At 38.6% G+C, this 13410-nt stretch carries 8 protein-coding genes and 6 pseudogenes; 6 read left to right on the top strand and 8 right to left on the bottom strand.

Annotated features, from left to right (window positions below; translation table 11 throughout):
* Positions 1-9 precede the first annotated feature (9 nt).
* Together aroB and NYZ99_RS08885 are read left to right on the top strand one after the other, a co-directional pair.
* Positions 10-1072, top strand: a pseudogene (aroB, locus tag NYZ99_RS08890) (3-dehydroquinate synthase).
* A 110-nt stretch (positions 1073-1182) separates the two neighbouring features.
* The gene (locus NYZ99_RS08885; protein WP_260574936.1) at positions 1183-1521 is read left to right on the top strand and encodes a hypothetical protein; all 339 of its coding nucleotides are present in this window, start codon (positions 1183-1185) and stop codon (positions 1519-1521) included.
* A 1-nt stretch (position 1522) separates the two neighbouring features.
* Here the strand turns inward: NYZ99_RS08885 and NYZ99_RS08880 are convergent, their stop codons facing one another.
* The 3 genes and pseudogenes from NYZ99_RS08880 to NYZ99_RS08870 form a co-directional block, all read right to left on the bottom strand.
* Positions 1523-2038, bottom strand: coding sequence for a DinB family protein (locus tag NYZ99_RS08880; protein WP_260574935.1), 516 nt, complete (start codon positions 2036-2038; stop codon positions 1523-1525).
* Positions 2039-2119: 81 nt separating this feature from the next.
* Positions 2120-2598, bottom strand: a pseudogene (locus tag NYZ99_RS08875) (Lrp/AsnC family transcriptional regulator).
* Between the two features lie 108 nt (positions 2599-2706).
* Positions 2707-3828 carry a M14 family metallopeptidase gene (locus tag NYZ99_RS08870; protein ID WP_260574933.1) on the bottom strand — a complete coding sequence of 374 codons (1122 nt, stop codon included), beginning with the start codon at positions 3826-3828 and terminating at the stop codon, positions 2707-2709.
* Positions 3829-4015: 187 nt separating this feature from the next.
* Here NYZ99_RS08870 and NYZ99_RS08865 point away from each other — a divergent pair, with 187 nt between their 5' ends.
* From NYZ99_RS08865 to NYZ99_RS22890, 4 genes are all read left to right on the top strand, one after another.
* Positions 4016-4393 (top strand): hypothetical protein, encoded by a 378-nt coding sequence (locus tag NYZ99_RS08865; RefSeq protein WP_260574931.1) that lies wholly within the window; start codon positions 4016-4018, stop codon positions 4391-4393.
* A 260-nt stretch (positions 4394-4653) separates the two neighbouring features.
* Entirely contained in the window at positions 4654-4788 is a 135-nt protein-coding gene (locus NYZ99_RS22895; RefSeq protein ID WP_420845207.1) for a hypothetical protein, read from the top strand.
* The gene (locus NYZ99_RS08860; RefSeq protein ID WP_420845220.1) at positions 4755-5762 is read left to right on the top strand and encodes a Gfo/Idh/MocA family protein; all 1008 of its coding nucleotides are present in this window, start codon (positions 4755-4757) and stop codon (positions 5760-5762) included. The genes NYZ99_RS22895 and NYZ99_RS08860 overlap by 34 nt, the downstream gene beginning before the upstream one ends.
* 41 nt (positions 5763-5803) lie before the next feature.
* A complete protein-coding gene (locus NYZ99_RS22890; RefSeq protein ID WP_420845206.1) occupies positions 5804-6070 on the top strand; it encodes a hypothetical protein in 267 nt (88 codons plus the stop codon).
* A 12-nt stretch (positions 6071-6082) separates the two neighbouring features.
* Here the strand turns inward: NYZ99_RS22890 and NYZ99_RS08855 are convergent.
* From NYZ99_RS08855 to ychF, 5 genes and pseudogenes are all read right to left on the bottom strand, one after another.
* A pseudogene (locus NYZ99_RS08855) lies at positions 6083-7039 on the bottom strand (sterol desaturase family protein).
* 96 nt (positions 7040-7135) lie between these two features.
* On the bottom strand, positions 7136-7570 hold the full coding sequence (gene mscL / locus NYZ99_RS08850) for a large-conductance mechanosensitive channel protein MscL (RefSeq protein WP_260574929.1): 435 nt from the start codon (positions 7568-7570) through the stop codon (positions 7136-7138).
* Positions 7571-7582: 12 nt separating this feature from the next.
* A pseudogene (locus NYZ99_RS08845) lies at positions 7583-10268 on the bottom strand (DNA gyrase/topoisomerase IV subunit A).
* Positions 10269-10291: 23 nt separating this feature from the next.
* Positions 10292-12154: pseudogene (locus tag NYZ99_RS08840) on the bottom strand (DNA topoisomerase IV subunit B).
* 115 nt (positions 12155-12269) lie between these two features.
* Positions 12270-13365 (bottom strand): annotated as a pseudogene (gene ychF / locus NYZ99_RS08835) (redox-regulated ATPase YchF).
* Between the last annotated feature and the right edge of the window lie 45 nt (positions 13366-13410).

The following is a 13410-nucleotide window of genomic DNA, read 5'->3' as shown; positions in this document are numbered from 1 at the left end:
TCAGGTTCCATGAAGTCCATAGTATCAGATTCTTATTCGGTTCATTTTGACAAAACTGCCTTCGAGGCTCTAAATTCTCACCTATCCTCCCAAGATTACTCTAGTATTTTTATTTTGGTAGATGAAAATACCCATGAATTGTGTTTACCCCAGTTTATGTCCGAAATTACTGTGGACTATAATTTTGAAATCATTGAAATAGAATCGGGTGAAGTCAATAAGACCATTGAAACCTGTATTGGGGTTTGGGAGGCACTATCCGAACTTGGTGCCGACCGCAAAAGCCTATTGATCAATTTAGGAGGTGGGGTACTTACCGACCTTGGAGGGTTTGTGGCCTCTACCTTCAAAAGAGGTATAAACTTTATAAATGTACCCACTACCCTATTGTCCATGGTGGATGCTTCGGTTGGGGGTAAAACCGGAATAGATCTTGGACCTTTGAAAAATCAAATAGGGGTTATCAATCAACCGTGAAATGATCCTAATTATATCCGATTTCTTGGAGACATTGAATGAACGACAAATTACGAGCGGTTTTGCAGAAATGCTCAAACACGGTCTTATACGAAATGTAGAGTACTGGGAATCCTTAAAGGACGTAACTTCACTCTTCGAATTAAGAAATCATATTCTGCCATCGGTAGCGCTTAAGAACGATATCGTACTACAAGATCCTACCGAACAAAACATTCGTAAAGTTTTAAACTACGGTCATACTTTAGGCCATGCCATTGAATCCTATTTTTTGGAGAATGAGAACAAGGAAACCTTGTTACACGGGGAGGCCATTGCTATTGGAATGATTACCGAGGGATATCTCTCTTGTAAACTTACCGGGTTGACTCAAGGTGAACTAGAAGATATAAAATCTACTTTTTTTAAATATTATTCAAAAGTTGATTTTACAGACGGTGATATTACCGCCATCCTTGAACTATTGAAATACGACAAAAAGAATTCCCACGGAAATATCAATTTTGTTCTTTTAAAGCATATTGGTGAAACCCAAATCGATGTTACCGTACCTACAGATATGTTCAAGGAAGCTTTTGCATACTACATGGAATAAAATCTTCATATACTAAAACTACTGTTTCACAACTCTTTACATTGCATAATGGATTAAATAATTAGTTTAGGTTAAAGATTTAAATTAAAAATCAACCAACCTTTACTATTATGACCAGACGACTCATTGACTACAAAAAATTAGACCATCATCTAGCCTCTTTACTGATTGAAAAATACCCTTATGGCTATGGGGACGAAGACATTATCGTATTCAAAAATGCAAGTGGGGAATATGTGGAAGCCGTAGAGCTAAGGACTGAGGATACCTTATATCTTGTTAAAATCAGCAAAAGTCTCTCCAATTTTATTGCAAACTTTGAAGATACCATAGAAAGGGAACTCGGAAGCAAGAAACCTGAGGGCGATATGCAAGAGGATGAAGAAATCATTCCGGAAATGGAAATGAATTATGAATCTGATGAAGAGGAGTACTCAGAATACGACTAAGCTAAGCGTATTTATCCATTAGAATGTTTTCGTGATGCTTTTGGTGTCCGCTAATGGCAAAGCCCAAAGCGGCCACACTCCATGGTATTCCACTGGCAATTCCAACTCGGCTCAATTGCTCATTGCCAAGATTTTTAAACAAGGTGATGGTAGCAATGCGTACGGCCAAATATTCTTCCAATATATCCTCTTTGATCCTGTTTAGACTATTACTTTCAGAAATATATTCATCTTGGTCAAAACCTGGTAATTCAACCTTGTCGTTTCTAGAAAATCGAAAAGCACGATATTGAAATATACGCTCAGTATCTATAATATGAATTAAAACTTCAGCAACGGTCCATTTATTTTCTCCATAGGAAAAACCAAGTTTCTCCAAAGGAAGTTCCTTTACATAATCCAAAAACCACTCCTTTCCTTCGGAAAAAGCATCCATTAGATTTACATCGTCCAAGGTATTTATATAAACATTGTAAAAGTTAGAGCCTCCTAGATCTGGTAATTCTGATTTTTTCATACGTAGAATATCGCTTAATAACTGGGTCAAAAAAAGCCCAATCAGTTAATGATTGGGCTTTCTAATATCGTAAAATATTTACTATAATTCGTTAAAAATGGTATGCATCAATCGTTTCTTATCGTTGAAACTTTCTTCCAAAGAAATCATGGTTTCTGTTCTGCTGATACCATCAATATCGTCAATTTTGAAAATAATGTTTTTCGCATGCGTAGTATCCTTTGCCCTAATCTTACAAAAAATATTGAATTTCCCTGTTGTAATGTGCGCAATAGTCACGTTAGGTATTTGATTCAAACGTTCCAAAACAAATTTGGTCTGATGCGTTTTTTCCGAAATATTCCTACATAAGCAATAAAGGCATATCCAAGTTTAACGTAATCCAATGTAAGAGATGATCCTTTGATAATACCGGCCTCCTCCATTTTCTTAACCCTTACATGAACGGTTCCCGCGGATATCAATAACTTTTTGGCAATATCGGTAAAAGGTGTTCCGGTGTTGTCAATCAACATATCCGTAATTTGATGGTCAATTTCGTCTAATTTAACTTTACCCATGGTTGATTAATTTTATGCAAAAATAAAAATTATTAAAAAGAATTATAAAAAATATTACGTTTTTATACGAAAATCGTAATGACCGAAAAATTACAGAAAATAATTCTTCTAATTGATCAATTCAGTAATTTTTTGAGAGTCCAACCATTTCATGTCCTCCACATTTAGACAATCCACTATTTTATGTCCAAAATAATAACCGGGCCGGAATCCCTTTTCTGCTACCGTAGGCATAAATTTAATAGTATCATTGTCCAATATCTCCTTGTAAAGTATAGAAATACAATCGTTCTCGTTTAAAGATTTATCCACGACATGGGCATTTTCTATGAGTACATCAAAAAATAATTTATTGTTCTCAGGTATGCCAAAATAGTCCTCCAAAGGATACCTATTAACTTGTTCAAAGGCTATTGTATAGATGGCCTTATGAAGCGCATAAAAAATAAATTCCCTTGTTTTATCCCTTTCATAATCCTCTTGATAATGTCCCGCCTCAAAAAGAATAGTGGGAACCTCTTCCATTTGAAAGGCATCTCCAACACAATTTGGATTGAAAGAATCGTCAAATCTTCCTATTTGATTAGGAATATGCTTTTGCAACTCCTCATTCATTGCAGCTACAACCTTCATGGCAATGGCCCTTGAATCTGAGTTATTCCGATCTTCATCAAATGAGGGCGCCAAAAAAGATACGGTTGCGGGACAATCCACACTACCAACATTAAAAATTGTCCGCTGATCGTGTAAGTTAAAGCAAAAGTTGGGTTTAAATTCTTCAAAGGTTTTTCGAAGGACCTTGCTTTCAGGTTGTGTACGTTCCTGAGCATCCCGATTTAAGTCAACTTCATTTACATTAAACCTAGTATAGGCAAAGGCCCCATCAGGATTGAGAATAGGAATAATCTTTAAAGTAACCTTATCTAAAAGCGCTTCGGCTCCCTGTGACCCTTTCTTTAGAAAATTAAGTAAATCAAGTACCGCTTTTGTAGTGGTAGACTCGTTACCATGCATTTGCGACCACATAAATATGCGTCTTGGCCCATGACCAATACTAATCCCATATATTGGCCTATTCTCAACGGAATGGCCTAGCACATCCAATTCGAATTCTCTACCTAATGAGTTTAATAGATTATGAATATGCTCATTCGTAACATACCTACCCGATACGGATCTCTCCTTAAATTTAAAATATTCGTCCTTGTCCCACATATGTTCTGTAATCATTAGGTGAAATTAATACAATCTAACGTATTTATTAACGTAATGGCTTGTTCCGATAGAGAGAGAAGAATTGGATGGTACAACCAACATCTTAATCTGTAAGAAAGTCAAAAAACACCATTAGAATCCCCCCTTATAAATCTTAGAACATAAAGTACTGCTAGAAGTCAATTTTGCTTAATTTGCGATCATGTTGAAAAGAATACTATTTGGAGTTCTATCCCTTCTAATCTTGTTTTCTTGTTACGAACCAAGCAGGATTTGTCAAGATTATAAAACCGGTGAGTTCATTTTTAATTACAAAATTGGGGATTCCCTAAAACAAGGGCGATTTGTGAGGGGAGAAAAATTCAGCATAGATTATTATGACAGTAAGATTGATAGCGCTTCCATTCGATGGCTCAATGATTGTGAATTTGTGCTGCAGGATTTAAAAAGCAAAGTGGGTATACATTATAAGATAATACAGACTACAGATAGCTCGTATACCTTTGAATATAAAAATGCCGTAAAAGATCCCAATAGAAAGAATAATGTGAAAATAGGAACTGCCTATAAAGTCGATTAGTATCCATTTGCCTCATCTCCATTAATATTATCTATTCATCACCGATTTATGCGAGATATCCCTACAGTTCTTTAAATCATATCGAGACAATGAAAATTCGTGAATTTTAAGGTTTATTGCCAAATGCATATTATTTTATGTCTTTGGCATTACTTTTAATTAGTACCTTGAAGTATTGGTAAGGAATTAACAAAATAACGTACTTAATCAAGATGAAAAAATCAAGTAAAAAAAAGCAATCGATTAGCCGAAGGAACTTCGTGAAGAAAAGCGCAATAGCTTCCTCCATTTTTATTGTTCCAAGAAATGTATTGGGAGGTCCTGGTTTTATTTCCCCAAGTGACCAACTTAATCGGCAGCAATTGGTTCAGGGGGCAAGGGATTCAGTGATATAACCAATGCCTCTGTTAATGGAAGGGAGCGCGTAGTAGCCCTTTGCGATGTCGATTTTTCCGGTTCGGCCTCCAGGGCGGTGGAGTCCTTTCCAAAGGCAAAGCTTTATGATGATTTCAGGGTCATGCTTGACAAGAAAAAAAATATAGATGCCGTAACCATTTCCACCCCGGACCATGTACATGGTCCAGCTGCCAAATATGCCATGGAGAGAGGTATTCATGTATACGTGCAAAAACCTATGACCCATAATATTAAAGAAGCGAGAAAACTCACCCAAATGGCCAGGGACAATAAGATTGTTAGCCAAATGGGAAATCAGGGGGGTTCCAATCCATTATTGGGGATGGTTCAAAAATGGATTGACGAAGACAAGATTGGAGCAGTAAGCAAAGTCCAAATTTGGACCAACAGGCCCGTTTGGCCACAAGGAATTCAAATGCCAAAAGCAGATGCAAACTCAAAGCCAAAGGATTTGAATTGGGACTTATGGTTGGGACCTGCTGAAGAAAGACCTTACATCCCAAATTTGCATCCATTTAATTGGAGAGGTTGGTGGGATTTTGGAACAGGAGCCCTTGGAGATGTGGGTTGTCATTTGGTGGATATACCCTTTAGAACGCTAAACTTAAAATACCCCACTGCTGCGGAATGTAGCGTTGGCTCAGTATATACACAAATGTGGACACCGGATTATTATCCGGAAGGATGTCCTCCGTCATCATTCATCACCTTAAATTTTGATGCCACTGAAAAAAGTAAATCTCCTATTGAAATGACATGGAGCGATGGTGGTATTAGACCGGCGCATCCGGATATCATTCCAGCAAACGATGATATTGGAGGTAGAAATAGTGCAAATGGAGTTTTGATTATAGGCGAAAAAGGAATCATATCCACTAATATCAATGACAGTTCCCCTTTAATGCCTAAACTCTATCTCAATGATGGTACTACAGAATTTGGCCCGAAGTAGAAGAAAATCTAGAACCGGAATACGGGCACCAGCGCAAATGGGTGGATGCTTGTAAAGCAGGATTTGGTAGCGAAGAGCATCTTGGGTTAACTTCATCCTTTGATTATGCAGGCCCTATGACAGAGACGGTACTCATGGGGAACTTGGCCATTAGAAGTTATATGCTTCGAAAAGAAAATGAACAAGGTCAAATGGACTTTTTTGCACGCAAGAAATTGCTCCGGGATGGTGAAAATATGAGAATCACCAATCTAGAGGAGGCGAATCAATTTGTTGGCAGGACCTATAGAGATGGTTGGGAAGTTTAATCCAATTTTTGGTTAATTAGGTCTATTAAAGACCACCTCCGGGTTGGCGCTTTTATGCGATTCAAAAAGACGTTGCTGTTGCTTTACGGTTAATGTGCTGCCATCATGGCTCCAACCTGGAGGTCCAAAAATATACATGAATTTATGGGATCACTTGTCAGCTTTTTTCACGTCGTTCCAAATATCCTTGAATTCATGGGTTAAGATAACTAGGGGATTATAGGAATTAGGAGCGTGAATAACGCCAAATTTTACATCGATATCATCGTCCAATTCTTTCCAGGTGCCAAAAAGCTTGTCAAAAATATTCAAAAAGCCTCCATGGTTCTTGTCCAAGTATTCCACATTTTGGGAATGATGCACCTGATGCATCGTGTGGGTATTAAATATCTTTTCTATCCAACCCATTTTAGGCACGTACTTACTATGGAGTTGGAATTGCCAAAAAGACTCTATGGCTAAGCAGAAAATCACTACCTCCACAGGGAAACCTATGGCCGGCATCCACATATAGAAAAAAGGCTTATACAATAATGTGAACCAACCGTTTCTAATCGCCGTACCTAAATTAAAATGGTCAGATGAGTGATGAACGATATGTGCGGCCCAAAGAATTCTTATTTCATGATTTGCCCTGTGAAACCAATAGTAGGTGAAATCATCTGCAAGCTGGCATAATAAAAAGATATACCATTCGTATCCAAAAGACTTGTAGCCCATGATGTTGGTCCTTACACCATCAACAACGGGATTAAAAAGTTCATAGGTAAAATTAAAAACAACGATTAAAACGGTGACCTTAATCAACGATTCTAATATGGCCGATCCAATACCCATTGCACCACTGGCCATTAAATCCTTCCAAACATACAATTCCTTATCACCATGTGTATGGCTATAGGTTAATTCCAATAAGATAAAAGCAATAAAACAAGGTACTCCGTAAATGAGGGGGTTCGTTAAATCCATTTAATTCTGTGATTTCGCCAAATATAAGTTAGAAAAGGTTCTTATCCTGCGTATATAAAATAGTTCATGTCTATAAAACTATAAATATTTCAAAAATTAACGCCGATTTTGGTTCTTAAGGATGGTATTCTGTTCTTTCATTAAATTTTCCAAATTGGACAAAAGCTTTATATTTTTTGGTGTTACAACCTCTGCATTGGCCGGGTCTTCCGACTTTTCCTTAAACCTATTTATAAACTTGAGCATAACAAAAATGGTAAAGGCGATAATCCCAAAGTCTATAATTACTTCTAAAAACTCACCATATCCTATGGCCACTTCTTCCATTGATTCAGTCCCCTGCCTTAGTATCCATTTTTTATTTCTAAGATTAACGTCGTCTGTCATTAAAGACAAAGGTGGCATTATTACCTTTTTTACCAAGGTATTGACCACTTCATTAAAGGCCGTACCTATGATAATCCCTATGGCCATATCTATCATATTGCCCTTTACAGCAAAATTCTTGAATTCTTTAAAGAGACTTTTCATGGTATTCCTTAATTAAAACAAGGTAGTCTGTCCTTCTTCACCATCATTTTCGTAGGTATCATTTTTACTGGTGGTTCCACTCTGCCCTTTGCTCTCAATTTCTGAAGAAATATTTTCCTCATCTACAACTTCCATATCTTCGGCATCTTCTGGCTCCTTCTCCTCATAGGGAAGTGGTTCCAATAAATTAATATTCTTGACCTTTTCAGAAGTTAATTGATTCCCCATCGCCTTAATTCCCTTAACTGCAATAAAATCCTCTAGTTCCAACCTAAGATTTTCCTTTGGGTCTTTACCCCTTGGTTTGGGAAATTCTACTTCTACTACTGGCAACCAGTCCGTAGATACGATTTCCAAATAGGATTTTGGATGGTCTGTAATGAAATTTTCTTCCTTATTTCCATTTTCTATCATAAATCTTTTTACGTAAAAGCGCTCTTTTTCACCTTCCCAATATATGGCCGAAATAGGCTTGTTTGGATTGTATTTTTCCGGAACGATCATATCCTCATCAAAGTGTGAAGTTAATACAGGCAGGATTGTTTTCACCACTCCCTTTTGTGTGATGATCAATAATAAATCATCCCCCTTAAATTCCCCAATCAGTTCTCCCCTACCATCAACATTAAGCCTACGTACTACATCGTCAAACCAAATTTTCCTAGGTTTAAGGGTTGATACCCCTTTTTCCTTCAACTCGATTCGCTTTACGGAATATTTAGTTACTATATTTCCTTTGGAACTTCGCCCTTTGATCAGGACATCCGCAAAATCAATATCCCATTTCAATTTTTTGATACTGCCTGCCTGTCTCAAGTTTACGGTAACTACTTCTGCTTCACCGTTTGGATTGGCAGAGAAATATAGCACTTGTGAATTAGGTGTGCCAGCGGTCAAATCATAGCTTTTGTCCCTAGTAATTGAAGTGACATTGAACCTCTTTATATAGGAGGCACCTCCTTTACCGTCCTTATAAATCATATTATAGATAGTACGCTTATCCTTTTTCTTAAAAACCGCAACATGTATGATGTTTTTACCTACAAAAGTCTTGGCATCCACTTTGGTGACCTGCATTAAGCCATCTTTTGTAAAAACGATGATATCGTCAATATCACTGCAGTCTGTTACGTATTCGTCTCTCTTTAAAGAAGTTCCAACGAATCCTTCTTCCCGATTCACGTAAAGTTTGGTGTTCCTGATTACTACCTTAGTAGCCTCTATATCATCAAATATGCGTATTTCGGATTTTCGCTCTTTATCCTTACCATACGTTTCCTTTAAGTTTTTAAAGTAGTTTATAGCAAATTCGATCAAATGCTCCAAATGGTGTTTTACTTGAGCGATTTTCTCTTCCAAGCTCTCCAGGTGCTGCTGGGCTTTGTCCAAATCAAATTTGGAAATACGTTTAATCCTAATTTCTGTAAGGCGTACAATATCCTCCTCCGTAACTGCACGTCTTAAATGGGTAGTATATGGTTTTAAGCCTTTGTCAATTGCAGCAATAACACCTTCCCATGTTTCTTCCTCCTCAATATCCCGATAGATTCTATTTTCTATAAATATCCTTTCAAGGGAGGCAAAATGCCATTGCTCCTCCAGCTCCGAAAGTTGTATCTCCAACTCCTGTTTTAACAATTCTACCGTGGCATCGGTGGAACGCTTCAACATTTCGGTCACCCCTATGAATAAAGGCTTATTATCTTCAATGATACAACCTAACGGGGAAATGGAGGATTCACATGCGGTAAAGGCATAGAGTGCGTCAATTGTCTTATCGGGAGATATTCCGGATGGCAGATGAATCAATATTTCTACTTCCGCAGCCGTATTATCCTCAATTTTCTTGATTTTAATTTTTCCCTTATCATTTGCCTTTAGAATAGAATCTATTAAAGAAGAAGTGTTGGTTCCATAAGGTATCTCATTGATAACCAAGGTGTTTTTGTCTAATTGGGAGATTTTTGCCCTCACTCGAACCTTACCACCTCTTAAACCATCATTGTAATTGCTAACGTCGATGATGCCCGCGGTTGGGAAGTCTCGGAAACAAGGTAAACCGCTTTCCTTTCAAGTGCTTTATGGAAGCGTCTATAAGCTCAATGAAATTATGTGGTAGGATTTTGGTAGAAAGCCCTACTGCAATACCTTCTGCGCCTTGAGCCAACAGTAACGGGAATTTTACCGGTAGGTTGACCGGCTCCTTTTTTCTGCCATCATAGCTCAATTGCCATTCTGTAATCTTTGGGCTGTAAACGACTTCCAAAGCAAATTTGGACAATCTTGCCTCAATGTATCGGGATGCCGCTGCACTGTCACCAGTAAGAATGTTTCCCCAGTTTCCTTGCGTGTCAATCAAAAGGTCCTTTTGGCCCAATTGAACCATAGCATCCGCTATACTTGCATCCCCATGCGGATGATATTGCATCGTATGCCCTACAACGTTTGCCACCTTATTGTAACGGCCGTCATCCAATTCCTTAAGGGAGTGCATAATCCGTCTTTGAACGGGTTTGAATCCGTCCTCAATAGCGGGAACGGCGCGTTCAAGAATTACATAGGAAGCATAGTCTAGAAACCAATCCTTGTACATTCCGGTAACCCTGGTAAGGGCTTCGGAGGATTCATCTTTATTTGATTGTTGACCCTCAGATAGATTATTGTTCTGTTCGTCGTTCAATTCTTCATTTTCTTCCATTCAGAAGCAATCGTATTTCTAAATTATTTTTGATTTTCCTCCACAAGGTCAATCTCCACTTTTAAATTTTCTATAATAAATTCCTGTCTGTCAGGTGTATTTTTCCCCATATAAAAATTCAGCAACTCCTCAATGGACATGGCCTTATCAAGCATTACCGGTTCCAAACGAATATCGTCACCAATGAAATGTCTGAATTCATCCGGAGAAATTTCCCCCAATCCCTTGAATCGCGTTATTTCCGGTTTCCCGGATAACTTTTGGATGGCTAACTGACGTTCCTCATCACTATAACAATATATGGTTTCCTTTTTGTTACGAACCCTAAACAATGGGGTCTGCAAAATATATAGATGGTTTTCCTTTATTAGTTCCGAAAGAACTGTAGAAAAAAGGTAATGAGCAACAACCGAATATGCATACCGTCCACATCGGCATCCGTAGCAATTACGATATTGTTGTACCGAAGATCTTCCATAGATTCCTCTATGTTCAAGGCCGCTTGTAGCAAATTGAACTCCTCGTTTTCATAAACGATTTTTTTGGACATCCCATAAGAATTAAGGGGTTTCCCTCGCAGGCTGAATACCGCCTGGGTATTCACATCCCTGGATTTAGTGATGGAACCGGATGCCGAATCACCCTCTGTAATGAACAAGGTGCTTTCCAGCCTTCTCTCATTTTTCATATCGCCCAAATGTACCCTGCAGTCCCTCAATTTTTTATTATGTAGGCTGGCTTTTTTTGCGCGATCCCTAGCCAATTTCCGTATCCCGGAAAGTTCCTTTCGCTCCTTTTCAGCCATGATAATCTTGCGCTGAAGCTTATCGGCCGTTTCTGGATTCTTATGCAGATAATTGTCCAAGTATTTACCCACAAAATCGTTGATATACGTCCTAACTGTAGGAAAATCACCTCCCATTTCCGTAGAACCTAATTTAGTCTTTGTCTGACTTTCAAAAACAGGCTCCATCACCTTGATGGAAATGGCCGAAATAATAGATTTTCGAACATCGGAAGCGTCATAGTTTTTTCCGTAAAAATCACGAATCGTTTTTACGACGGCTTCCCTAAAAGCTGCTTGGTGTGTACCTCCCTGAGTAGTATGTTGACCATTTACGAAGGAATGGTACTCTTCACTGTATTGGGTCTTACTGTGGGTAATGGCCACTTCTATATCATCCCCTTTTAAATGGATGACAGGATACAACATGTCATCAACATTGTTATTGTCTTCCAACAAATCCTTCAATCCATTTTCGGAATGAAACTTTTCCCCGTTAAAAACAATGGTTAGTCCCGGATTTAAATACACATAGTTCTTGAGCATGCGCTCCACATACTCATTCCTGTACTTATAGTTTTTAAAGATACTCTCATCTCGGAACAAAGGTTACCTTCGTCCCTTTCCTTTTAGAAGTGTCCTCCGGGCCTTCTTCCTTTTCTAGATTTCCAAAACTAAATTGGGCAGTTTTTAACTGATTGTCCCTTGATGACTGTACCTCAAAGAAACTGGATAGCGCATTTACCGCTTTGGTACCCACCCCATTTAAACCGACTGATTTTTTAAATGCCCGGCTATCGTACTTACCACCGGTATTCATTTTGGAAACGACATCCACCACCTTTCCCAACGGTATGCCCCTTCCATAATCCCTTACCTTGACGGTTTTGTCCTTAATGGTTATTTCAATGGTTTTGCCGGCACCCATTACGAACTCATCGATACAGTTATCGATTACTTCCTTAAGTAAAATATAGATACCATCGTCAGCGGAAGAACCATCACCCAATTTTCCGATGTACATACCTGGCCGTAATCGAATATGCTCCTTCCAATCAAGCGAGCGTATGTTATCTTCGGTATATTGGGATTCTTGGGACATTTAACTAAAAATTATGAAAGTGTGGCTAAAGATAGCACGACTCGCATAAAGATAAAACCCCTACCCCTTAAAGTAATTAACAATAGAAAGCCCTCTATTGTTGATATTTCTCAGCTTACACGTTGAATCTAAAGTGCATTACATCGCCATCCTTGACAATATATTCCTTGCCCTCAACACGCATTTTACCAGCTTCTTTTACTTTGGCTTCGCTACCGAATTTCACATAGTCATCATATGCGATTACTTCAGCGCGTATAAAGCCTTTTTCAAAGTCGGTATGAATGACACCGGCCGCTTGAGGTGCTGTGGCACCAACGGGAATGGTCCATGCCCTAACTTCTTTTACACCGGCTGTAAAATAGGTTTCAAGATTCAGAAGTCGATATGCACCACGTATCAATTTTGCAGATCCAGGCTCTTCCAAACCAAGGTCTTCCGAGAAACATTTGACGTTCCTCATAGGTTTCCAATTCCGTAATATCCGCCTCTGTACCTACGGCAAGGAAAATAACTTCGGCATTTTCACCTGCTACGGCTTCTTTCACTTTTTCTACGTAAGCATTACCGGATGTAGCTGATTCCTCATCTACATTGCAGACATACATAACGGGTTTATCGGTAATAAACTGTAATGGTTTAACGAATTCTACCCTATCCTCTTTTGAAATATCGATGGCCCTTACAGAAACTCCGGACTCTAAACCATTCTTTAGGGTCACAAGTACGGCTTCTTCCTTTTGTGCTTCCTTATTTCCTGTCTTAGCGGCTCTTTTCACCTTATCCAACTTCTTGTCTACCGTCTCCAAATCCTTCAATTGAAGTTCCATGTCGATGGTTTCCTTGTCACGGATTGGATTTACACTTCCATCAACATGTACTATATTATCGTTATCAAAACATCGTAGAACATGCAAAATGGCATCGGTTTCACGTATGTTTCCTAAGAATTGATTTCCAAGACCTTCACCTTTACTGGCACCTTTTACCAATCCAGCTATATCCACAATTTCCACGGTTGCTGGCACAACACGCTCCGGTTTTACCAAATCCTCTAGTTTTTCCAATCGTACGTCAGGAACGTTTACAACGCCAATATTGGGTTCTATAGTACAAAAGGGAAAGTTGGCACTTTGGGCCTTGGCATTGGACAAGCAATTAAAAAGGGTCGATTTTCCGACGTTGGGCAATCCTACGATTCCTGCTTTCATGAATAAAAGGGTTAATGCAGACTGAAATTATCAGGTCTTAAAATT

Origin of the sequence: Maribacter litopenaei, from assembly GCF_025244665.1 — a bacterium.
Taxonomy (GTDB): Bacteria; Bacteroidota; Bacteroidia; order Flavobacteriales; family Flavobacteriaceae; genus Maribacter; species Maribacter litopenaei.
The sequence above is the reverse complement of the archived record's forward strand: the minus strand, read 5'-3'. Positions and strand labels throughout refer to the sequence as shown.